The sequence below is a fragment of the Rhizobium skierniewicense Ch11 genome, from assembly GCF_023757665.1.
Lineage (GTDB): Bacteria > Pseudomonadota > Alphaproteobacteria > Rhizobiales > Rhizobiaceae > Agrobacterium > Agrobacterium skierniewicense.
This window is the reverse complement of the sequence record NZ_RXPG01000007.1, coordinates 149,181-170,413: the sequence shown is the minus strand read 5'-3', so window position 1 is coordinate 170,413 and position 21,233 is coordinate 149,181. Positions and strand designations below refer to the sequence as shown.

Genomic DNA, 21,233 nt, shown 5'->3' with positions numbered 1-21,233 from the left:
TCCTTGTTGCGGATGGATACTTATAGACACAAGCGAAAAATGCCGCGCAATAAACGGCTCTATTGCATATCCTGGATGAAAAATCATTCCACGGGAAAGATTTCAAGGAAAATCGTCAAGCGATCCCCGGCCGTGAAGCCGGGGAGACCATCCTATGGCTGCGTATACGCTTTTTATGCTGCGCTGATCACGCCCGTGGAAAGCAGAAGCAGAAGCAGCACGCCAAGACCCACGCGGTACCAGACAAAGGGCATATAGCTTTTGCTGGAAACCATCTTCAAAAAGCCGACGATAACAGCATATCCGACGATGAAGGAAATCACGGTGGCAAGCGCCGTTTCGCCCCAGCCGACCGGGTTTACCTGGCCAATACTCTTGTAGAGCTGGTAGAAGCCGGAACCGAAAACGGCGGGGACGGCGAGAAGAAACGAGTAGCGAGCAGCCGCTTCTCGCGTATAGCCCAACAGCAGACCTGCCGTGATGGTGCCGCCGGAACGGGAAACGCCGGGGATCAGCGCCATGGCCTGGGCGAAACCGAACAGAATACCATCGCGCCAGATGAGCTTGTTCAGCGGATACTTCTTCTTGCCGATTTTATCCGCGTAACCGAGAATGATACCGAAGACGATCAGCATCACGGCGGTGATGTAGAGATTGCGCAACGAGGTCTCGATGGCATCCTTGAACAGAAGGCCCAAGAGCACGATCGGCACAGAGCCGACGATAATGAGCCAACCCATGCGCGCATCTGCCGGATCGTACGCGCCGCTAAGGCGCAGGTTCTGGCGAAGCCATGCCATGGCAATACGCATGATGTCGGACCAGAAGTACACCAGAACCGCCAGTTCGGTACCGATCTGAATAATGGCCGTAAAGGCAGCGCCCGGGTCCTCCCCCGTTCCCAGAAATTCCCCGGCGATGCGCAGATGCGCACTGGAGGAAATCGGCAAAAATTCTGTAAGACCTTGAATAAAGCCAAGAATTGCGGCTTCGATCCAACCAATACCCATGCTTGTCGTCCCTCACTGAGAATCACTGCCGCACTGTTATGAAGCAATCCGGGCAGATCAATGTTGCAATGCGGAATATTTTTTCAGGCGCAATGTCGTCCACGACATCCGTAACGGGACACGAAGATGTGCGCAACAGGCCTTGCTACTCGGCAGCGGCCAGCGGCTCGATCATCTCGACACCAGACAGCACGCGCTTTTCACCTCCACTGCAGACCACATGGGCATCTCCCCATGCTTTCAGTGCAGCGATGACGGGTTGCATGCTGTGGCCAAGCGGCGTCAGATCATAATCCACCCGCGGCGGCACCACGGCGAAGACCTTGCGGGAAATCAGGCCTGCGTCTTCCAGTTCGCGCAACTGCTTGGTCAACATCCGCTGGGTGACGCTCGGAATGTGGCGACGCAGCCCGTTGAAGCGCAACGTCCCCTCATTCATCAGGTGGTAAAGGATGACGCCTTTCCATTTCCCATCCAGAAAACTCAGCGTCGATTCCACCGGACAACCCGGGAAATGATCGGTCAACTTGGCACGGGGACGGGACATCTCGGTATCCTTTTTGTGCGTATATACACAATATGTGCATTCTTGCGGTCTGTGCTCATCTCTATCAAATAGAGATCAACGCAACAAGCAAAGGAGAAAACGCCATGCGAGCTATCGGTTACAAAAGCGCAAGGCCCATCACGGAAGCGGATGCGCTCATCGACCTCGATGTGGCCGTACCGGATGCCAAAGGTCATGATCTGCTGGTCGAGGTGAAGGCCGTTTCGGTCAATCCGGTCGATACGAAAGTGCGCCGTAACCAGGCGCCGGAAACCGGCGAGACACGCATTCTCGGCTTCGATGCGGCAGGGATCGTCAAGGCCGTGGGCGAAAATGTCACCCTGTTCAAGCCCGGCGATGCGGTATTTTACGCCGGCGCCATCAATCGTCCCGGCTCCAACAGCGAGTTCCACCTGGTCGATGAACGCATCGTCGGCAAAAAGCCAGAGAGCCTCAGCTTCGAAGAGGCGGCGGCGCTGCCCTTGACGGCGATAACCGCTTACGAGGCACTGTTCGACCGGCTCAAGGTCAAGAACCCTGTTCCCGGTGCGGCCAACGCCATTGTCATCATCGGCGGCGCAGGCGGCGTCGGCTCCATCGCCATCCAGCTAGCCCGGCAATTGACCGAGCTGACCGTCATCGCCACAGCGTCACGCCCGGAAACAAAGCAATGGGTCCAGGCACTCGGCGCGCACCACGTCATCGATCACAGCCAGCCGCTCGCCCCACAGGTCGAGGCACTCGGCCTCGGCGCTCCCGGATTCGTCTTTTCCACAACGCAGAGCGATCTCCACGCCGCCGATAGCATCGCGCTCATCGCGCCGCAGGGACGGTTCGCGCTGATCGATGATCCCGAAGGCGGTTTCGATGCCATGCCCTTCAAGCGCAAAGCCATCTCTATCCACTGGGAAATGATGTTCACCCGCCCCGTCTTCGGAACCGCCGATATTCTGGAGCAGCACAATTTGCTCAACCACGTCTCGGAGCTGGTGGATGAAGGCAAGATCAGGACGACGATGACCGAGGTCTTCGGCACCATCAATGCGGCCAATCTCATCAGGGCGCATGCGCTGATCGAGAGTGGGACCGCGAAGGGCAAGATTGTTTTGTCGGGGTTTTGATGGAGCGATAGCCGCAGGCTACCGAAGAGTTGCCGCTACCCGGTCTGTCTTGCCATCTATCCCCTCGCCTGTGTGCGAGGGGATCTCCTGCAGAAAACGAGGGCTAGAGCCTGACATCCGCCGACCATCAATCCTCCTCAGGATCTTCCGGGCAAGGCCATTCGGCAGGTGTGGTCAGACCTTCGGGCAATTTTGTCTTGGCGTCACCACAGGCAATGTCGATCTGCCTCTGATCAAGGCCCGTCGCCTTGGAAAGGTCCAGCCCTTCAATGCGGGTCAGCAGAAGAAATGCGTCCTCGAAATCGATCGGCCCCGTGAAGCTGGCACCGGTAAAGCGCGCACGAGAGAGGTTGGCCATAGTGAATTTCGTTCCGGTGAGCGTGGCACCCTCGAAGTCGGCACGGCCCAGCTCAGCCTTGGTAAAATCCGCTCCGACAAGCTTGGCGTTCTCGAACGTCGCGCGCTGCATTTCGGCATTGTTGAACTTGGCATTTTCCGCATTCGCGTCGCTGAAATCGCCGCGATAGGCCTCGACCTTTGCGAGATTGCTCTCCTGCAACTGCGAGGAGGCCAATGAAGAGCGGATGAGTTTCGCCTTCCTCAAATTGGCCTTGTTGAAGGACGATCCGCGAAGATCGGTGAAGGTGAAATCGGTTCCTTGCAGATCCGCGCCGTCGAACACACTGCCCCCGAGCATCAGCAGACGCTTGTTGCAGCCGCTCCAGTCGATCTGGGCGGACGCATCCGCACGGCAACTGGCCGCCTGGCTCTCCGCTGCGAATAGCGTCACAACGGCAAGCATTGTCAGAAACGCGCCGCAAACAAGGCCCGGCTTTCGCAGAGCATGAGGTCTATCTGCTAACATATTCATAAATCTGCTCCCATACCGACCTTGCAAGCGTATCCATCCACACCTGTCGATATCCTCTCTTACAAGTAGAACATCAGCGCTCATGCTGCAATTACCAAACTGGAAGCCTATGGCTGCGGTCAAGATCGACACCGCTCTTTTTCGCAAAGACCGCATCAAACATCGTTCAGATCGCTCGCCAGAAGCGCCCAGCGCTCATGATCGCACCACACGCCTCCAGCTCTAACAACATGTCACCTTCCCTCAGAAAGACGACAAAGCGCACAAGGGCCCAGATCGACCTCACATGTTGGCGTATACAGGCCCTTCACCGCCCTGTGGCGGCACCCAGTTGATGTTCTGGTTGGGGTCCTTGATGTCACAGGTTTTGCAATGGACGCAGTTTTGCGCGTTGATGACATAGGTCGGCTCTCCGTCCTTCTCCACCCATTCATAAACGCCGGCGGGACAGTATCGTGTCGATGGACCGGCATAGACGTCGTGCTCGGACCGCTTCTGCAAATCCATGTCCTTCACCTGAAGATGCACCGGCTGGTCCTCCTCGTGGTTGGTGGAGGAAATGAACACCGATGACAGGCGGTCGAAGGTCAGGACACCGTCGGGCTTGGGGTAAGCAATCGGCTTGTGGAATTTCGCCGGCTCCAGGCTCTGCGCATCCGTCTTGCCGTGTTTCAGCGTGCCAAACAGGGAAAGGCCGAGCAACTGGTTCGTCCACATATCCAGCCCGCCGAGCGCCACGCCGATTGCGGTGCCGAATTTCGACCATAGAGGCTTGACGTTGCGTACGCGTTTCAGATCCTTGCCGATGTCGCTGTCGCGCCATTCGTTTTCGATCTCGATGACCTCGTCGTTGGCGCGGCCCGCCGCAATGGCGTCCGCCAGCCGGTCTGCCGCCATCATGCCGGACAAGACGGCATTATGACTGCCCTTGATGCGCGGCACATTGACGAAACCGGCGGAACAGCCAATCAGCGCGCCGCCGGGGAAGGTGAGTTTCGGCACCGACTGGTAACCGCCTTCCGTAATGGCACGCGCGCCATAGGACAGACGCTTGCCGCCTTCGAAGGTCGGCGCGATCGCCGGATGCGTCTTGTAACGCTGGAACTCCTCGAAGGGGTAAAGATACGGATTCTTGTAGTTCAGATGCACCACGAAGCCGACAGCCACGAGGTTGTCTTCGAGATGGTAGAGGAAGGAACCGCCACCCGTCTTCATGCCGAGCGGCCAGCCGAAGGAGTGCTGCACGAGGCCGGGCCTGTGGTTTTCCGGCTTGACCTGCCACAGTTCCTTGATGCCGATACCAAATTTCTGGACATCGCTCTCTTTTGACAACGCAAATCTGTCGATCAACTGCTTGGCCAGCGAGCCGCGCACGCCCTCGCCGATCAGCACATATTTGCCCATCAGCGCCATGCCGCGTGTAAAGGCCGGCCCGGGCTCGCCGTTGCGCTCCACACCCATATCGCCAGTCGCGACCCCGATAACAGCGCCTTCGTCGTTATAAAGCACTTCGGTGGCAGCAAAGCCGGGATAGATTTCAACACCCAGCGCCTCTGCCTTTTCCGCCAGCCAGCGACAGACGAGACCCAGCGAAACGATGTAGTTGCCGTGGTTGTTCATCAAAGGCGGCATGGCGAAGTTGGGAAGGCGGATGGAACCCGCCGGGCCGAGCAGCAGGAACTGGTCGTCCTTGACTTCCGTCTTGAAAGGGTGCCCCTCCTCTTCGCGCCAACCAGGCAACAGGCGGTCTATGCCAATGGGATCGACGACGGCACCAGAGACGATATGCGCTCCAACCTCGGACCCTTTTTCCAGAACGACCACGGAGAGATCGGGATTGACCTGCTTCAGCCGTATCGCCGCCGAAAGGCCAGCAGGGCCAGCGCCGACGATCACAACGTCGAATTCCATCGATTCGCGTTCCGGCAGTTCCATCGCGTCCGTCATCTTCATCCTCTCAGCCCGCCGGTCCCGTCCGGCAATATTTTTCTAACGTGCCAGCAGCAGCGGGGTTCAACTCCACGCACGCTGGTGCCCGTTTCTTTCAAGCAATCGTCTCAATCTTCTCGCAAAGCGCAAAGCCATTGTCGAGGTCGAACTGCGGCAAATCCTTTGCGCGCCTATGACATTACTGCCCGCACTGGTAATACCTTACCTTTACGTTCACGTAAGTTATCGGGATTTCGTAGAACGTCAAGGCTCCCGGAAGGGATCGTCCGCCGTAGAAATAATCACGGTCGCCGCCTTCAAAACCCTGCCAGTGCCCCCTATAACCAGACAACATCATCAGGAGGAACTCCATGGATTTCGGCATTTCCGGCAAACGCGCACTTGTTCTGGCATCGTCGCGCGGCCTTGGCCTCGGCATTGCAACGGCCTTGGCCAAAGAGGGCGCACATGTGCTGCTCGTTGGCCGCACGGCTGAAAAGCTGGCCGCGAACGTCGAGGCCATCAATGCGCTGGGCAAAGGCAAGGCAGATTGGGTGCAAGGTGATCTTTCGCGAGACGATTTCGTCGAGACGATGATCCAAGCGGTGACGGAAAAGCTCGGGGGTATCGACATTCTTGTCAACAACACCGGTGGCCCCACGCCCGGCATGGCGCAGGATATCACCGTGGAGAAGCTTGAGACTTTCTTCCAGTCCATGGTTCTTCGCGTCATTGCGCTGACCGGCGCCTTCCTGCCGCACATGAAGGAGCAAGGCTGGGGTCGTATCCTGACCGTTGCCTCGTCAGGCGTGTTCGAGCCCATCCCCAATCTGGCGCTTTCAAACACTCTGCGCGGTGCGCTGGTGGGCTGGAACAAGACACTGGCATCGGAGATCGCCGGTTCCGGTATCACCGCCAACATGCTGCTTCCGGGTCGCATCCACACGGATCGCATCGATGAACTGGATGGCGCCAATGCAAAGCGGCTGGGCAAGAGCGTCGAAGAGGTGCGCGAGGCATCGCTGAAAACCATTCCGGCCGGTCGCCTGGGCAAGGTCGAGGAGTTTGCAGCAGCCGGTGCCTTCCTGTGCTCGCAGCCCGCCAGCTACATCACCGGCACCATGTTGCGCGTGGATGGCGGAGCGTCGAAGTCCATCTGAAAACGGGCATAATACAACGCCTGTCCGGCAAGCAACGTCGGGCAGGCCGCCTTTGCTTGCTCGACAGTTACCAAGGTCATGGCGTGAACTGGCTGCACAACGTCCACACAAGCTTGACCGCATACTTCAAGCATCATGGAGCCAACCAATGCCTTGGCCCCTATAGTCGCGAGGGGATCCATGCACACCATCATTTTGGCGAGATACAACGAAGCTCTTGAATGGATCGTGGATATCCCTGCGGATTTTCGGGTCATCATTTACAACAAGGGTCAGGAGATTACCTCGCCAACGGTGCTTGCCCGTGCGGACGAAATCGTGGCCAGACCGAATGTCGGACGCGAGTCCGAGACTTACCTTCACCACATGAGAACGCGTGCGACGGACGATCGCTATTTCACCGTGTTTTCGCAAGGCGACCCGATTACCCATAGCCCAGATTTCATTGACATCTTGAGAAACTGGCGCAGATGGGATGATGTGCAGCCACTGTCGTGGCAGTGGCTGGCAGACCGGAATATCCCACCATCGGCACAACTCGACCGTTACAATGAATATTTCCCGCTGCATCTTCGCGTTCGGCCTGAGACATTTTCCCTTTTCGATTGGGTCGCACTCGAATTCACCGATGTCGGCGCCTGGAACATGGGCCTCGTCTACAAAACGATCCAGGGTATCTCACCCAACACCAGCAATATCGCCGCGCATGCCTTGCGCGCCTGGAAGCTGGATGCGCTGGCGGATGAAGCCGACCGTCACAGCGCCGGTGTCTTTTCCTACGGCGCCATCTTTGCCGTCCGCAACGCGCATGTTGCGGGACTGCCAGAGGTGTCCAAGGATGCGATGTACGACTTTTCGGTGGGAACAGCCGCATGCAACGGCTATATTCTCGAGCGCATGTGGCTGCACATTTTCGGTACCGGCTTTTACCGCCGCGTCCCGTTCATGGACCAGCATGCCAGCGCGCTGAATTTGCCCGGAGCCGATGACGAATCCCGCGCCGGGATCGCCAATCTCGTGCTGAACCTTGTGGACCACGGCATGTCCATGGGCGACGTTGCACACTTCGTGCAGGACGCCATGCGCGAGCGGCTGGAGACGCTGAAATCAGGTCATGACCAGAGCGTAGACTAAGTCGCGATCATCACGGTCAATGATTATTCACCATAATTGCTGTTGCAGGTTCATGCATCAGCGTTTGATTAAAATTTGATGACGTGAGTGCACTGATTTTTGGGGGGCGGTGATTTAGCTGAGTGGCCAATATCAATTTTGGCGCACTCCCATGTTAGAAGCACTCTTCCCACCCAGAACGACGCCGGCAACGGGCAGCACCGGCGGGCAATCGTCAGGCACGACAACGAGCAGCGGTTCGGCGTCCTCCGGCCCGGCGAGCCAGACCACGACCCAGCCTGCTGCCAGCACGCCCACCACGGCTGAAGACAAGGATACCGACGACGGCACCTATTCGCCGGCGCCGACGCAGCCAGCGACAAGCGAGAGTCAGCCTGTCGATGGTCAGCCGACAACGGACGAAACCGCGTCTGCGCAATCTCCATCAGCTTCCGCCGGGGACGCAGACGACCAACCCGTAGCATCAGCACCGATTGAAGACACCGGGCCTGAACCGACCAACGCACCCGAGAAGTCGCAACCCACTGATTCCGAGCCTGTTGCAGACGAGCCGACAGCAAGCAATGACAATGATGCTGAAGCTGGCAAATCCATGCCGGTTGAGAACGGCACCGCCGGTTCGTCCGCGCCCATTCAGGGCACCAATGGTTCTGTGCCTCAGACCGCCTCTCCGTCGACACCTGTTGCATCCGCACCCGTGGCGGTACGGCGGCCGGTATCGTCAGATGGTCCGGTTCGCACCGAGAGACCCTTTCAATTCGACGCTGTAGAGACCCGATCCTCGCTGCGCCGCCTCGCCGATGAAGAACAGGCCGCAGCAGACGCTGCCCGTAACCATGCTGCCGAGGTACAAAAGAACCGCATTCTGCGCGGACTGCTCGATGCCATCGCCAACACGGACCCGGCTGTTACCAAGAGCACGCTACTCGCCGACACCGACACACAAGAGCCCAAGCCAAGCCTGGTCGAGACGTATTACGCGCAGGCCTGATCGAAGCATCCGATTCGAATGGCAATCGAAACCTCTTCGGGATAAACTCCGGGGAGGTTTTTTCCTATCGAGGCACATCATGCAGATACTCCGGATTTCCCTGACCATAATCGGCGCGTTGGTGGCCCTGATCGGCCTCATCTGGATTGGGCAGGGCAGCGGCTACTTCCCCTACCCCGCCTCCAGCTTCATGATCAATCAAAGTCCATGGCTGTTGCGCGGCGCGCTGGTTCTCGTCGCGGGCATCGTGGTGATCTGGGCATCGCGACGCTTTATTCGCTGACGCTTACTTTACCAGTTTCGGCAGGTCAGCGATCAGCGCGTCACGCGTGGCAAAGCTGATCGGCTCCGCGCTTTTCCAGTCCTGTATGTTCAGCTTGGCAAAGACCACTTGCCTGTCGCCCTTCTGTGCCCAACCGACGAACCAACCGAGCCAGGAATCGCCATCATACCGGCCTGCCTTGGTGCGCATACGGCCGGAACCCGTCTTGCCCTGCACCTTCCAGCCATCGGCGGCGGTGAATGCAGGGATGATCGCCATGGTCTTTTCGGACGCAGCCCTGGAAACGGGCAGCTTGCCCAAGCGGAAACGGCGCAGGAAATTCACCTGCTGGTCGCCGGATATCGCCAGAGATGACATCAACCACGCCTCGGTCAACCCATCCGAGCGCCCCTTCACGCCGCGCACATCCGCATTGCCATAATCGAAGCGGCGGGCATAATCGGCGAATTTCTGCTCGCCCAAACGCCGGGTGATTTCCTGCGAGTACCAGACGATGGAATCACGTTCCCAAATGGTTGGATCGACGGACTTCTGCTGCCGCTTGGGCTTTTTCCACTCGGCCTTGTAATCCCAACGTGGTGTCGTCTCGTCCTTCAAAATACCCGCATCGTAGCCCATGATGGCCAAAGGCAGCTTGAAGGTGGATTGGGGCGCGAAAGCCCTGTCGCACGTGCCTTGCCGGTGTAGCGCCTCACCCGTCGTGACGTCCAGAATGACCGTGCATTGCACCGTCTCGGCGGCTCGGGCACTGAAGGAACCCAAACAACCGATTGTAAATACGGAATAAAAAATGAGGCCGATGTGCGGCTTTGTCGTCATGGATACTCTCCATTTGCTTGTGGTGCCGCTGTTTTAGTCCAGCCTGTCATGGCGCGACAAATGATGATATCTGGTTTCAGGCATGAATTTTAATTGGTCTTATCGATGGTCCGCCCGCATCTTCCCCTCAACGCACTGCGCGCTTTCGAAGCCGCAGCACGACATCTCAGCTTCACGCGCGCGGCGATTGAACTGTGCGTCACGCAAACTGCAATCAGCCACCAGGTCAAGCTTCTGGAACAGAAACTCGGCGTCGAACTGTTCCGGCGTTTGCCGCGCGGTTTGATGATTACCGAAGACGGGCTTGCGCTTTTGCCGACGCTGCGCGCTTCGTTCGACAGCATGGCCGATATGCTGCAACGCTTCGAGGAAGGCCATCTGCGCGATGTGCTGACGCTGGGTGCGGTCGGGACCTTCGCTGTCGGCTGGCTTTTGCCGCGCCTGGGTGGGTTTCAGACGCGCTATCCCTTCATCGAAATCAGGCTTTCCACCAACAACAATCGCGTCGATATCGCCGCGGAGGGCCTGGACTACGCCATTCGTTTCGGCAACGGCGCATGGCATGACACCGATGCCGACGAGCTGTTCGAAGCGCCGCATTCGATGCTGTGCATCCCCGCAATCGCGCAGCAGCTCGCCTCGCCGCATGATGTCGCAACCCAACCACTCCTGCGTTCCTACCGTGTGGACGAATGGCCGGACTGGTTTGAGGCGGCCGGTGTCTCCGCTCCGAAAATTCGTGGCATCGTGTTCGATTCGTCCGTGTCGATGATCGAAGCGGCCTTGCAGGGTGCGGGCGTTGCGCTTGCCCCGCCATTGATGTTCGGTCGACACCTGTCGTCAGGCGCGCTGGAGCAGCCGTTTCCGGTCTATGTCTCTAAAGGCTGCTACTGGCTGACGCGGCTGAAATCGCGGCCGGTGACACCTGCTATGGCCACGTTCTCGGCATGGCTGATGGAAGAATCCAAGCTTACCCGGGCAGCCCAAGCGTCAAAAAATTGACCTGTTCGGGTTGCCATGCGCCAGCCAGCATGCAATGACCCGCCCTTCTCAAACATCACCGATGCCATGGGCATCCTGACTGACGGGCATGAGCATGCCTCGGCCCATTTCGACCTGTCTAAAGAACCAAGGAATTTCGCCATGACACGGACACTCGGCCTCGATTTCGGCACGACCAACACGGTCATGGCACTTTCCGACAGCGGTAAAGACAGCCATTCGATGCGCTTTACCAGCAGCGCCGGAACCGCAGACAGCATGCGAACGGCCCTGTCCTTCATGAAGGACCGGACCATGGGGGCGGCTGCGCTTCACGTCGAGGCGGGTCATGCCGCCATTCAGCAGTTCATCGACAATCCGGGCGACTGTCGCTTTCTGCAATCCATCAAGACCTTTGCTGCATCCTCGCTGTTTCAGGGCACGCTGGTCTTTGCCAAGCGCCAGAGCTTCGAGGATTTGATGGAAGTCTTTCTGCGCAAGCTGAAGTCCTATGCGGGCGATGAGTGGCCCAGCGACATATCGAGCGTCATTGCCGGTCGGCCTGTGCGTTTTGCAGGTGCCAATCCCGATGAAGCGCTGGCGCTGGCCCGCTACAACGACGCGCTGACCCGCGCCGGTTTTCCGGAAATCCACTATGTCTATGAGCCCGTTGCTGCGGCCTATTATTTCGCTCAGAGCCTGAAGAAGGACGCCAATGTTCTCGTTGCCGATTTCGGCGGCGGCACCACCGACTATTCGCTTATCCGGTTCGAAACCCATGGCGGCAAGCTCTCCGCCACCCCTATCGGCCACTCGGGCGTCGGCGTCGCCGGAGACCACTTCGACTTCCGCATGATCGACAATCTGGTCTCGCCGGAAATCGGCAAGGGCAGCAAGTTCAAGAGTTTCGACAAGGTGCTGGACGTTCCGGGCGGCTACTATGTCAACTTCGGGCGCTGGAACCAGCTCTCCATCTTCAAGACCACCAAGGAGTTTGCCGACCTGAAATCTCTGGTCCGCTCCGCGCTGGAGCCGGAGAAGCTGGAAATGTTCGTGGAGCTTGTCGAACATGACGAAGGCTATCCACTCTATCAGGCCATTTCCGCCACCAAGATGGCGCTGTCGTCGCAGGAAGAAGCGGAGTTCAATTTCTCGCCGCTGGGCAAGGCGGGTCGCAAGACCGTCAAGCGCTCGGATTTCGACCACTGGATCAGCGACGATCTGGCCAAGATCGAAGGCGCGCTGGATGAGGTGCTGGAGAAAACACAAACCGCACCTGACGCCATCGACAAGGTGTTTTTGACCGGCGGTACCTCGTTTGTGCCTGCCGTGCGCCAGCTCTTCACGCGCCGTTTCGATGCCGACAAGATCGAAACAGGCGGCGAGTTGCTGTCGATTGCCCATGGTCTGGCGATGATTGGCGAAAGCGGCGACATTGAGCGCTGGACAGCGTGATGACGGGGTTTCGCCAGTCGGACAGATAGGGTAGCGTCAAGCCATGATCTCGGTGCAGGACCTTTCCACGGCAGAACTGGCGGCGCTTTTGCATTTTCATGCGGATGCGGGCGTGGAGTGGCTGTTGGAAGACGGCCCGCTGGATCGTTTCGCGGAGTTTGCGGCCAGCCGCCAGAACCGCCCCGCTCACCGTGAGACGCAGTCTCAGCCACAGCAGAATGAAGCACCGCCGCGCACCGCACCATCCAAACCGTCATCGCGTGCCGCTGCACCGCCACCTGCGCCCGCCATTCAAACCAATGTCGCCATGCCGGACGATCAGGCCATTGCCGCCGCTCGTTTCGCGGCTGAGGCAGCCCGCTCGTTACCGGAGCTCAAGACAGCGCTGGAAAGCTTCAACGGCTGCAATCTGAAAAACAGCGCCCGCAACACGATTTTCGCCGAGGGCGACCCGTCTTCCGGCATCATGGTCATCGGTCCCATGCCGGATGCGGATGACGACCGCGAGGGCCTGTTGTATGTCGGCAAGACCGGCTTGCTTCTCGACCGAATGCTTGCGGCCATCGGGCTTCATCGCGCCCAGCTTCTGCTGACCAACGTTGTTCCATGGCGCCCGCCGGGCAACCGCTCTCCCTCCCATGCCGAAATGGAGATCTGCCGCCCCTTCATCGAGAGACAGGTGGCATTGGCGGAGCCCAAAGTACTGTTGCTTTTGGGCAACTTCACCGCCCGTTTTTTCTTTGGCGGCGCGGGAACGATCCATACCTTGCGCGGACAGTGGCGTGATGTCGCATCCGGCCACGGTATCGTGCCTGCCATCGCAACTCTCCACCCTCAGGAACTTTTGAATGCACCCGCCAGTAAGCCATTGGCCTGGCAGGATTTATTGGCATTTCAGGCGCGTATTCGCGAGATGTGAACGCTTCCTTTTTGAGCAGTGTGAATCAATTATGAAGAAAGCCATGCAAATGGCGCATAACAGCGGCGCAGTTCCGTTTCTTGCCGAATCTCTACCGCACTGCAATAAGTCATCTTGTCTTGGGAGGAAAAGGTTTAAGGAACCAAGGCAATGACCACTCGCTTCCGTCCGGTTCACTCCGGCTTTGAAACACTCAGGCTCGCAGGCCTTGGCCCGCGCTCCAGCAATGGCTACCACCGCTTTGGTGGAACCAACGAACAGCTGACCGCTCGCGCATCGGCCCAGCAGGTTCGTACAACCCGTCCATCGGCTGTCTTCGCGGATTTCCGCGAGCGCTGAGACGACAGTCTCAGGGCTGGACCTCGTAGACTTTATGATCCGACGCTTCGCAGCGCCTTTCCGACGGAGAGGCGCTTTTGCGTTTTTGGCTGACCTTGTCCCGTGCCGCAGCACTCGCCTTGATTTTTCAACACCCGGCTTGTACTCAGCTCCGCTGATACGAGTTTTAAAACAGTGTTCCTTGTTGAAAGATGGCGCGCATGACATTCGACATGAGCCTGCATGAAAGCGGTCCGATCAAGAAGAAAAGACATTCTTGGTACTGGAGAGGCGTGATCTTCCACTCCGCCCTTCTTTCGTCCATTTCAAAAACGTTCAACAACGATGCTCTTGAACGATACAAAGCATCTATCGATCTCGATTTTCAACAGGACATCAGTGGTCAGGATGTCATTCTCGTGGCCTGTGACGAGGCTTATTTCTGGCGATATGCCGTCTCCTTTATTCAATCTCTGTCGATGATAAAGGACAGGTTTTACGTCCATCTTCATCTCATCCGACCCAACCGCGATGTGCTTGACCAGATCGAACGCCTGCGCAATGAGTTGCCGACCGTTATCTTGAGCGTCAGTGCAGATCCGCTGACGGGGCTGACTTTACCGAGACGGGTGAACATCTACTATAATAGTGCACGCTTTGTTGTTGCAGACCAACTGCTCGATCAAGGCGTGGCGCGATTGCTGATCCTGGATGTCGATACGATTGCAAAGACATCGCCCTGGCGGAAAATCGGAAACCTGAAAAGCGAAGGTGCCTTCAGCTTCCGGCCGCATACACGCAAGCCGTGGCACAAAATCCTCGCGAACGCGGTCTATTATGGAAATTCCGACGCTGTACGCCGGTTTTCCAGACGCTTTTCAACAACGCTTCTTGCGGTCCTCGCGAAAAATCCCTCCTACCACATCGATCAGATCATACCGCATTACCTTTTGAAGATCGGGGCTCGCCAGTTCGGACAGGTTTTTGGCGATATTCCGGCTGACCTCATAAGCCTCGATTACAATCCTAAGGCCAGTCTTTGGACAGCGAAGGGATCGGACAAGTCCTCATCCAAATTTCTGCATGAGAAGAGCAAAGTGGACGCAGCCTTTTCGTCTGACGTCACCTGAGGCCTCAACCAGAATGACAGAACCAAACTATTCGGGCAACATCACCGGCGACGCGTCGCGTGCGGCCAGAAACGCGTCGTTCACGTAGACGAACTTGATGGCCTGCCAGTTACAATATTCATCGAGGAATTCGCGTGAAAACCACATGCCGCTGCGCAGGCTGTCATCATGCCAGCCCATCGTGCCCTGCTCGGCAGCCTTGTTGAGCAGGCGCTGGAGATGGGTGCGCGACATCATGAACTCGCCCGCCATGGCGCGCGCGTCGACAAAGCCGATGTCAATGCGGTCGGTTTCGCGGTCGGCGTCTTCGATACGGCTGATGAATTCGTCCATCACCAGTGCGCCTGCTTCGGTCCAGAGGAACAGGCCAACACGCGCTGGTGGCTCTACCCAATCCTTGTGGAGTATGCAATTGCGCGCGGCCTGCGGCTGCGCCAGCGCCAGAAGTTCAGGCTGGGCCATCATCGTCGCGGCTCGGGTTCCGCCATCCATCCCATCCAGTGCCGCGAGGTTTGCGACATACCACATCAGCATGGTCTGCTCGCTAATCTGCGACGCCCTGTAGCGGCGAGGACGCACCGTTGCGGGGCCGACCTTTTCGACATAGCGATATATTTCAAGCTGATCGAGATAGTTCTGGACGGTGTTGCGGCTGGCAATCCCGTTCTCCGTCACCAGTTCGCGCAGTTGCGCCACCGTGAAACCGCGCGGCGTCGTCTCCAGACTGAGTGCCATGCCAGCTTGGGTCATCAACCATTTCTGGTGCGCAGACAAAAGCCGGGCGATCCTCGGATTGTCGTTGTAGGCAGCGCGAAGGTTGCGCGCGAGCCCTCGTATCGCCCCGAGCAATTTCGGATGCGCGACAAGTTCGGCGTGGGAATACCTCATGGCTCCCCCTGCGACAAAGCTGGTGTTACCTCATCAGACTGGCAAACAATCACCACTCTGTTGTCTTCCTGATCCGCGTATACGCCATTTCTGGCGGTCTGAAACGCGCAAACAGGCCTTCCGCGTTTTACCCCAAACACGATACGCCACCCCAAATTGACCCTTACCGAAACGCTGGATATCACATTCGCGCCCAAATTGAACAAAGGTTTAGTAAAAAACTAGCATTTCAGCATGTTGTCATAATAGGAAACACATTAATGCTCACGGCGCTCAACCCTGCGGTGTGGATGCCTTTTTCGCGGCCTTGCGGGCCAGACCCAATTGGTGCTCACGGAAAATGATGAAGATCCCTGCGCATACCACAATTGCGGTGCCGACCAACATGCTGGCAGTGGGAATGTCGCCGAACAGGATATATGACACAGCGATACCGAACAGGATCGAACTGTATTCGAACGGCGCTATGGTAGACACCTCCGCGTGGCGATAGCTTTCGGTAAGCAAAATCTGGGCAATACCGCCTGCGATGCCGCAGGAGATCAACAATATCGCCTGCTTCAGATCGAGCCCTTCCCAATCGAACGGCAGGCTGAGAGCCGACAGAAACGCGCCAGTGAGCGAGAAATAGAGCACGATGGTTGCTGTCTTTTCGGTCACGACCAGTTGGCGCACCTGCACCATGGCCAGTCCGCCGAGGACCGCACCCGCCAACACCGCCAAGGCACCGATCCCCTCACCTGCCGCAAAACCGCCCTGTTGCAACAGCGTCAGCTTCGGCCACAAAATGATGACCACGCCCGTCATCCCGATCACGACCGCAGACCAGCGATAGACACGCACCTGTTCTCCCAACAGCAGGGACGCAAAGACAACCGCCATAAGGGGCGAGGCATAGCCGATGGCGATGAACTCGGGCAAAGGTAGCAAGGTCAGCCCGTAAAAGCCGCATGCCATGGAGAGAACGCCAAGGCATCCGCGTTTGAAATGGCCGGATATATTCTTCGTGTAAAGTGCGCTTGAAAGACTGCGCAGCCAGGCGAGATAGATGACGATGGGAACGATGGCGAAGGCGGAGCGGAAAAAGCTGATCTGTCCCGCAGGGATATCCGGCCCGGCCGCCTTGATGCATGTCTGCATGACCAGAAAGAACGCAACGGAAATCAATTTGAAGCTTATGCCCCGGATGGGGTTATAGGCGGCGGCACTCATTGGAAACTGACACTCGTGGGCCCACGCGGGCGTGAGCCGGTTTCATCTCACAGGGCCACGAACTGACTCTGCACTGCAAGAACATGGCTATCAGATATTTCCGCCGATTCTGACAGAAACTCAAGATTGAGCATTTATTCCTTCGCTTTTCATCCGACCGGTTGCCCAAAAGCCAACAGGCGACATGAAAAATGCTTTAAATATATGCAAATGATGTATTGAGCAGCAGATAATAAACGGCCACCCCTCTACTTATGACAACTTGAAGAAACCGAATATTAACCAGACTATATTCTAAATGAGCACAATCGAGCCCGCAGTTTTCGATCCGGACGGTGAGAGAACGACACCCTGTCAACCTTCATGTAGAACAGACGATACGCTCATGAAACCAGCCTTGAAGACACTGGGAAAAGACGCGTTGCCACCAGCAACGCCCCGCAGCATGCGTATCGTGACAGATGGAATGTCGAACGATCTGCGGCAGTTCAGTACGGATAACACCCATATCGTCAAGCAGATCCGGCTACTGGCCATCAACGCTCTTATCGAAGCGGCACGGGCGGGTGAAGCGGGCAAAGGTTTCTCCGTGGTCGCAAATGAGGTGCAGCGTCTGGCACAGATCGCATCGGACATTTCCTCGACCTTCGAACAGAATGTCTTGAGCCGCATCGGCCTCAGCCGCGATATGGCTGAGGCGCTGGTGGAGGAAATGGAGGGCGTGCGCCTGATGGACATGGCCCAGACACTGGTCCAGCTCATCGTGCGCAACCTGTTTGAACGCACCGCCGACGTGCGATGGTGGGCAACCGATACGGCTCTCTGGCAGGCACTGCAGAGCACCGAAAAGGCAGATGCCGCCTTCGCATCAGAGCGCCTCGGCGTTATTTCGCGCTTCTATACGGTTTACATCGATCTGGTGATGACCGACCGTCGCGGCATGGTGATCGCGTCTGCCAATCCTCGCTACAAATCCGGCCTGATCGGCCGCAACATGACGCTGGAACCCTGGTTCATCGCCGCGTCGCAGTGCCGCAGCGGTGACGAATACATCGTTGATCAGGTCAAAAGCAGCCCTTTGCATGATGACCGGGATGTTCTCGTCTATGCCACCGGCATTCGAGAAGGCGGAAAGAATGATGGCGCCTTGCTTGGAACACTCGGCGTCTACTTCGACTGGCAGGAACAAGGTCGCGCCATTGTCGAAAAGGAGGCAAATCTGCCACCGCCGGTGGCCGCGCGCACCGTGGTCCTTTTGCTGGATGGTGATATGCGCGTCATTGCCAGCAGCGATCCCGCTCTGCGCTTTACCAGCTATCCCCTTAAAAACATCGGAAATGCCATGCGTGGAAGCTACTATGCGGGGGGTGCAATCGTCGCCTTTGCCAAGACCTTCGGCTACGAGGACTACGACGGTCTGGGCTGGTACGGTGTCGTCATCCAGCAAACGGAAAGCGAAGAGGCAATTCGCGCGAGCCTTGGACTAAAGACGTAAAAGCGTTTGGTCGCAGGATCAGAACGTCGACGGCGTAACGGAATTGCTAACCAATCGACGATTTTATCGTAATATAATTCTGAAGCGGCCATAATTTCAGTAATCGTTCAACATTTAATGGAATGATGTGCCAATGCGAGACACAGTCATCGGTGACAATCGAACCGTCCGTCTGGTAAAAAATACGCGGGACATCATGTTTTGCGAGTTGCACATGAACGTGACCGACTTCAATTCGACTTTCAGGTGGCATGCGGCATGAAACCTGAGATGTGGCAGACAAGGTTCATTCAGGAATAGTCATGCGAACAGACACGGGCCAGATCGTTCACCTGGCGGATTATCGCCCCACAGATTTCGTTCTCGAACGAGTTGACCTCACCTTCGAACTCGACCCTGAAAATACCAAGGTCGAAGCGCGACTGATTTTCCATCGGCGCGAAGGTGCCGACAAATCAGCACCGATCATCCTGGATGGCGATGAGTTGACACTCTCTGGCCTTTTGCTGGACCAGATCGATATTCCCGCTGCGCAATATGACGTGACGCCGGACAGTCTGACGATCCGCGATCTGCCGGAGGAAATTCCCTTCGAAATCTGCGTAACGAACTACATCAACCCGGAAACCAACACAAAGTTGATGGGGCTTTACCGTACAAACGGTGTCTATTGCACCCAGTGCGAAGCCGAAGGCTTCCGCCGGATTACCTATTTCCCTGATCGCCCCGACGTTCTGGCGCCCTACACGATCACCATCATCGCGGCCAAGGAAGGTAATACGTTCCTGCTGTCGAACGGCAATTTCCTCGGCGGCGGCAATTACGACGAAGGCCGCCATTTCGCTGCCTGGTTCGATCCGCACCCCAAACCCAGCTATCTGTTTGCGCTGGTCGCGGGCGATCTGGGTCTCATCGAAGACACCTTCACCACCATGTCCGGTCGTGACGTCGCGTTGAAAATCTATGTCGAACACGGCAAGGAGCCGCGCGCAGCCTATGCAATGGATGCGCTCAAGCGCTCCATGAAATGGGACGAAGAGCGCTTCGGTCGCGAATACGATCTGGATATCTTCATGATCGTCGCCGTCTCGGATTTCAACATGGGCGCGATGGAGAACAAAGGCCTCAACGTCTTCAACGACAAATATGTTCTGGCCGATCCCGACACCGCCACCGATGCCGATTATGCCAATATCGAGCGCATCATCGCACATGAATATTTTCACAACTGGACCGGCAATCGCATCACCTGCCGCGACTGGTTCCAGCTATGCCTCAAGGAAGGCCTGACGGTTTATCGCGATCAGGAGTTTTCCTCCGACATGCGTTCGCGCGCCGTCAAGCGCATTGCCGATGTGCGCCATCTGAAATCGGAACAGTTCCCGGAAGACGGCGGTCCGCTGGCGCATCCACCGCGCCCCGACAAGTACCGCGAAATCAACAACTTCTACACGACGACCGTCTATGAGAAGGGCGCCGAGATCACCGGCATGATCGCCACCATCTTGGGTGCCGACGATTTTCGCAAGGGCATGGACCTCTACTTCGAACGTCACGATGGCGATGCATCGACTGTCGAGGATTTCATCACGTGCTTCGAAGAGGCGAGCGGGCGCGATCTCAGCCAGTTCTTCCGTTGGTACATTCAGGCTGGTACACCGCTTGTCAGCGCTTCTACGGCCTATGACGTGGCGTCTTCGACCTTCACACTGTCGCTGGAGCAGACCGTTCCGGCAACACCCGGCCAGACCAACAAGCAAACCCTCCACATTCCATTGTCCATCGCGCTTATCCTCGACAATGGCCAGATTGCCGAACCATCGACGGTCGAAGGCGGCGAGTATCGGGATGGCGTCCTGCATTTGACCGAACGGAGCCAGACATTTACGTTCGCGGGCATTTCATCGCGCCCGGTGCTTTCGATCAATCGTGGATTCTCAGCACCCATCAACCTGCATCTCGAGCAGTCCACGGACGACATGGTGCAGATTGCCCGTCACGATACGGATATGTTCTCGCGCTGGCAGGCCCTGGCAACACTCGCCATGCCAAACCTCATCAAAGCGACACAGGCCGTTTTGAACGGCACCGAGCCGCAGTTCGACGACGCTTTCATCGCGGCCCTGATCGACATTGCTGGCGATGACAGTCTTGAACCGGCATTCCGCGCTCAGGCACTCGGGCTGCCAAGCGAGGCGGACGTCGCCCGTGAAATCGGTCGCAACAATGACCCAGACGCCATCCACACGGCGCGCAACGCCGCGATGGCGGCGATTTCCAGGGCCGGCATCGAGACCTTCAAGTCGTTGTTCACGGCTTTCGAGAACAAGGGGGCCTATTCTCCCGATGCCGAAAGCGCCGGTCGCCGGTCCCTTCGCAACATCGCCATGGGCTATCTGTCTTTTGCCGAGCCGACACCCGAGCGCGCCTCGACGGCATTCTCCGCAGCCACCAACATGACGGATCTTGCCCATGCGCTCAGCGTTTTGACGCAACGCTTCCCGGACACGACAGAGACCGCGCAGGCCCTTGCGACATTCGAAAGCCGCTTTGCCGACAACGCGCTGGTGCTCGACAAGTGGCTGTCCATTCAGGCGGCCATGCCGGGTGAAGGAGCGCTGGGCCGCATCCAGTCGCTAACGAGCTCGAGGCACTTCATCGCGACCAATCCGAACCGCGTCCGATCCCTCATCGGGACGTTTGCCTTCGGAAACCCGACCGGCTTCAACCGGGCCGATGGCGAAGCGTACAGGTTCCTTGCGCAACAGATCGTCAGCATCGACAAGCGCAACCCGCAGCTTGCCGCGCGCATCCTCACCTCCATGCGCTCATGGCGGTCTCTGGAGCCTGTAAGAGCCGACCACGCACGCGCGGCACTCACCACGATCGAACGCACGCCGGCGCTCTCTACGGACGTCCGCGATATCGTGGAACGCGTGCTAAAGGCTTGACATTGCGTCAGTCTGGCGA

Annotated in this window: 20 protein-coding genes; 13 read left to right on the top strand and 7 right to left on the bottom strand. The window is 57.6% G+C overall.

What is annotated here, in order from left to right; genetic code table 11:
- Nucleotides 1-173: 173 nt before the first annotated feature.
- Nucleotides 174-1,010: an undecaprenyl-diphosphate phosphatase gene (locus EKM04_RS07810; protein WP_183897017.1), complete on the bottom strand. Its 837-nt coding sequence runs from the start codon at nt 1,008-1,010 to the stop codon at nt 174-176.
- A gap of 145 nt (nt 1,011-1,155) precedes the next feature.
- A complete protein-coding gene (locus EKM04_RS07805; protein ID WP_174152493.1) occupies nt 1,156-1,557 on the bottom strand; it encodes a winged helix-turn-helix transcriptional regulator in 402 nt (133 codons plus the stop codon).
- 104 nt (nt 1,558-1,661) lie between these two features.
- On the opposite strand from EKM04_RS07805, the gene EKM04_RS07800 reads away from it, so the two are divergent.
- Nucleotides 1,662-2,678 carry a zinc-binding alcohol dehydrogenase family protein gene (locus tag EKM04_RS07800; protein WP_183897018.1) on the top strand — a complete coding sequence of 339 codons (1,017 nt, stop codon included), beginning with the start codon at nt 1,662-1,664 and terminating at the stop codon, nt 2,676-2,678.
- A gap of 127 nt (nt 2,679-2,805) precedes the next feature.
- Here the strand turns inward: EKM04_RS07800 and EKM04_RS07795 are convergent, their stop codons facing one another.
- Nucleotides 2,806-3,543: a pentapeptide repeat-containing protein gene (locus tag EKM04_RS07795; RefSeq protein ID WP_183897167.1), complete on the bottom strand. Its 738-nt coding sequence runs from the start codon at nt 3,541-3,543 to the stop codon at nt 2,806-2,808.
- An 88-nt stretch (nt 3,544-3,631) separates the two neighbouring features.
- Between EKM04_RS07795 and EKM04_RS07790 the strand changes: the two genes are divergently transcribed.
- Complete coding sequence (locus EKM04_RS07790; RefSeq protein WP_183897019.1) at nt 3,632-3,775, top strand: hypothetical protein; 144 nt, start codon at nt 3,632-3,634, stop codon at nt 3,773-3,775.
- 56 nt (nt 3,776-3,831) lie between these two features.
- Here EKM04_RS07790 and EKM04_RS07785 read toward each other — a convergent pair whose 3' ends face one another.
- Complete coding sequence (locus EKM04_RS07785) at nt 3,832-5,496, bottom strand: electron transfer flavoprotein-ubiquinone oxidoreductase (protein ID WP_174152782.1); 1,665 nt, start codon at nt 5,494-5,496, stop codon at nt 3,832-3,834.
- A gap of 353 nt (nt 5,497-5,849) precedes the next feature.
- On the opposite strand from EKM04_RS07785, the gene EKM04_RS07780 reads away from it, so the two are divergent.
- The 4 genes from EKM04_RS07780 (at nt 5,850) to EKM04_RS07765 (ending at nt 9,046) form a co-directional block, all read left to right on the top strand.
- On the top strand, nt 5,850-6,638 hold the full coding sequence (locus EKM04_RS07780; protein ID WP_174152491.1) for an SDR family oxidoreductase: 789 nt from the start codon (nt 5,850-5,852) through the stop codon (nt 6,636-6,638).
- A gap of 180 nt (nt 6,639-6,818) precedes the next feature.
- Nucleotides 6,819-7,772 carry a hypothetical protein gene (locus EKM04_RS07775; RefSeq protein WP_183897020.1) on the top strand — a complete coding sequence of 318 codons (954 nt, stop codon included), beginning with the start codon at nt 6,819-6,821 and terminating at the stop codon, nt 7,770-7,772.
- Nucleotides 7,773-7,923: 151 nt separating this feature from the next.
- On the top strand, nt 7,924-8,763 hold the full coding sequence (locus EKM04_RS07770) for a hypothetical protein (RefSeq protein ID WP_183897021.1): 840 nt from the start codon (nt 7,924-7,926) through the stop codon (nt 8,761-8,763).
- Between the two features lie 79 nt (nt 8,764-8,842).
- Nucleotides 8,843-9,046, top strand: a complete 204-nt coding sequence (locus EKM04_RS07765; RefSeq protein WP_183897022.1) for a hypothetical protein — start codon at nt 8,843-8,845, stop codon at nt 9,044-9,046.
- A gap of 3 nt (nt 9,047-9,049) precedes the next feature.
- On the opposite strand, the gene blaOXA is transcribed toward EKM04_RS07765, so the two are convergent.
- Nucleotides 9,050-9,865 (bottom strand): class D beta-lactamase, encoded by an 816-nt coding sequence (blaOXA, locus tag EKM04_RS07760; protein ID WP_183897023.1) that lies wholly within the window; start codon nt 9,863-9,865, stop codon nt 9,050-9,052.
- A gap of 105 nt (nt 9,866-9,970) precedes the next feature.
- On the opposite strand from blaOXA, the gene EKM04_RS07755 reads away from it, so the two are divergent.
- The 5 genes from EKM04_RS07755 to EKM04_RS07735 all read left to right on the top strand — a co-directional run bounded on the left by EKM04_RS07755 (nt 9,971) and on the right by EKM04_RS07735 (nt 14,668).
- Entirely contained in the window at nt 9,971-10,867 is an 897-nt protein-coding gene (locus EKM04_RS07755) for a LysR family transcriptional regulator (protein ID WP_174152486.1), read from the top strand.
- A 141-nt stretch (nt 10,868-11,008) separates the two neighbouring features.
- On the top strand, nt 11,009-12,301 hold the full coding sequence (locus EKM04_RS07750) for an Hsp70 family protein (RefSeq protein ID WP_174152485.1): 1,293 nt from the start codon (nt 11,009-11,011) through the stop codon (nt 12,299-12,301).
- A 43-nt stretch (nt 12,302-12,344) separates the two neighbouring features.
- Nucleotides 12,345-13,220, top strand: coding sequence for a uracil-DNA glycosylase (locus EKM04_RS07745; RefSeq protein ID WP_183897024.1), 876 nt, complete (start codon nt 12,345-12,347; stop codon nt 13,218-13,220).
- Nucleotides 13,221-13,370: 150 nt separating this feature from the next.
- Nucleotides 13,371-13,559, top strand: coding sequence for a hypothetical protein (locus tag EKM04_RS07740; RefSeq protein ID WP_174152483.1), 189 nt, complete (start codon nt 13,371-13,373; stop codon nt 13,557-13,559).
- A 200-nt stretch (nt 13,560-13,759) separates the two neighbouring features.
- Complete coding sequence (locus EKM04_RS07735; protein WP_183897025.1) at nt 13,760-14,668, top strand: hypothetical protein; 909 nt, start codon at nt 13,760-13,762, stop codon at nt 14,666-14,668.
- Between the two features lie 27 nt (nt 14,669-14,695).
- Here EKM04_RS07735 and EKM04_RS07730 read toward each other — a convergent pair whose 3' ends face one another.
- Together EKM04_RS07730 and EKM04_RS07725 are read right to left on the bottom strand one after the other, a co-directional pair.
- On the bottom strand, nt 14,696-15,556 hold the full coding sequence (locus EKM04_RS07730; protein WP_183897026.1) for a hypothetical protein: 861 nt from the start codon (nt 15,554-15,556) through the stop codon (nt 14,696-14,698).
- A gap of 273 nt (nt 15,557-15,829) precedes the next feature.
- Nucleotides 15,830-16,768 carry a DMT family transporter gene (locus EKM04_RS07725; RefSeq protein ID WP_183897027.1) on the bottom strand — a complete coding sequence of 313 codons (939 nt, stop codon included), beginning with the start codon at nt 16,766-16,768 and terminating at the stop codon, nt 15,830-15,832.
- 385 nt (nt 16,769-17,153) lie between these two features.
- Here EKM04_RS07725 and EKM04_RS07720 point away from each other — a divergent pair, with 385 nt between their 5' ends.
- Both EKM04_RS07720 and pepN read left to right on the top strand, forming a co-directional pair.
- Nucleotides 17,154-18,263 carry a methyl-accepting chemotaxis protein gene (locus tag EKM04_RS07720; protein WP_183897028.1) on the top strand — a complete coding sequence of 370 codons (1,110 nt, stop codon included), beginning with the start codon at nt 17,154-17,156 and terminating at the stop codon, nt 18,261-18,263.
- A 302-nt stretch (nt 18,264-18,565) separates the two neighbouring features.
- Nucleotides 18,566-21,214 (top strand): aminopeptidase N, encoded by a 2,649-nt coding sequence (pepN, locus tag EKM04_RS07715; RefSeq protein ID WP_183897029.1) that lies wholly within the window; start codon nt 18,566-18,568, stop codon nt 21,212-21,214.
- Nucleotides 21,215-21,233: the final 19 nt, after the last annotated feature.

Excerpts from the sequence above, each read along its gene's own strand:
- EKM04_RS07810 (WP_183897017.1), bottom strand. The coding sequence starts at position 1,010 with ATGGGTATTGGTTGGATCGAAGCCGCAATTCTTGGCTTTATTCAAGGT.
- EKM04_RS07805 (WP_174152493.1), bottom strand. The coding sequence starts at position 1,557 with ATGTCCCGTCCCCGTGCCAAGTTGACCGATCATTTCCCGGGTTGTCCG.
- EKM04_RS07800 (WP_183897018.1), top strand. The coding sequence starts at position 1,662 with ATGCGAGCTATCGGTTACAAAAGCGCAAGGCCCATCACGGAAGCGGAT.
- EKM04_RS07795 (WP_183897167.1), bottom strand. The coding sequence starts at position 3,543 with ATGTTAGCAGATAGACCTCATGCTCTGCGAAAGCCGGGCCTTGTTTGC.
- EKM04_RS07790 (WP_183897019.1), top strand. The coding sequence starts at position 3,632 with ATGCTGCAATTACCAAACTGGAAGCCTATGGCTGCGGTCAAGATCGAC.
- EKM04_RS07785 (WP_174152782.1), bottom strand. The coding sequence starts at position 5,496 with ATGACGGACGCGATGGAACTGCCGGAACGCGAATCGATGGAATTCGAC.
- EKM04_RS07780 (WP_174152491.1), top strand. The coding sequence starts at position 5,850 with ATGGATTTCGGCATTTCCGGCAAACGCGCACTTGTTCTGGCATCGTCG.
- EKM04_RS07775 (WP_183897020.1), top strand. The coding sequence starts at position 6,819 with ATGCACACCATCATTTTGGCGAGATACAACGAAGCTCTTGAATGGATC.
- EKM04_RS07770 (WP_183897021.1), top strand. The coding sequence starts at position 7,924 with ATGTTAGAAGCACTCTTCCCACCCAGAACGACGCCGGCAACGGGCAGC.
- EKM04_RS07765 (WP_183897022.1), top strand. The coding sequence starts at position 8,843 with ATGCAGATACTCCGGATTTCCCTGACCATAATCGGCGCGTTGGTGGCC.
- blaOXA (WP_183897023.1), bottom strand. The coding sequence starts at position 9,865 with ATGACGACAAAGCCGCACATCGGCCTCATTTTTTATTCCGTATTTACA.
- EKM04_RS07755 (WP_174152486.1), top strand. The coding sequence starts at position 9,971 with ATGGTCCGCCCGCATCTTCCCCTCAACGCACTGCGCGCTTTCGAAGCC.
- EKM04_RS07750 (WP_174152485.1), top strand. The coding sequence starts at position 11,009 with ATGACACGGACACTCGGCCTCGATTTCGGCACGACCAACACGGTCATG.
- EKM04_RS07745 (WP_183897024.1), top strand. The coding sequence starts at position 12,345 with ATGATCTCGGTGCAGGACCTTTCCACGGCAGAACTGGCGGCGCTTTTG.
- EKM04_RS07740 (WP_174152483.1), top strand. The coding sequence starts at position 13,371 with ATGACCACTCGCTTCCGTCCGGTTCACTCCGGCTTTGAAACACTCAGG.
- EKM04_RS07735 (WP_183897025.1), top strand. The coding sequence starts at position 13,760 with ATGACATTCGACATGAGCCTGCATGAAAGCGGTCCGATCAAGAAGAAA.
- EKM04_RS07730 (WP_183897026.1), bottom strand. The coding sequence starts at position 15,556 with ATGAGGTATTCCCACGCCGAACTTGTCGCGCATCCGAAATTGCTCGGG.
- EKM04_RS07725 (WP_183897027.1), bottom strand. The coding sequence starts at position 16,768 with ATGAGTGCCGCCGCCTATAACCCCATCCGGGGCATAAGCTTCAAATTG.
- EKM04_RS07720 (WP_183897028.1), top strand. The coding sequence starts at position 17,154 with ATGAAACCAGCCTTGAAGACACTGGGAAAAGACGCGTTGCCACCAGCA.
- pepN (WP_183897029.1), top strand. The coding sequence starts at position 18,566 with ATGCGAACAGACACGGGCCAGATCGTTCACCTGGCGGATTATCGCCCC.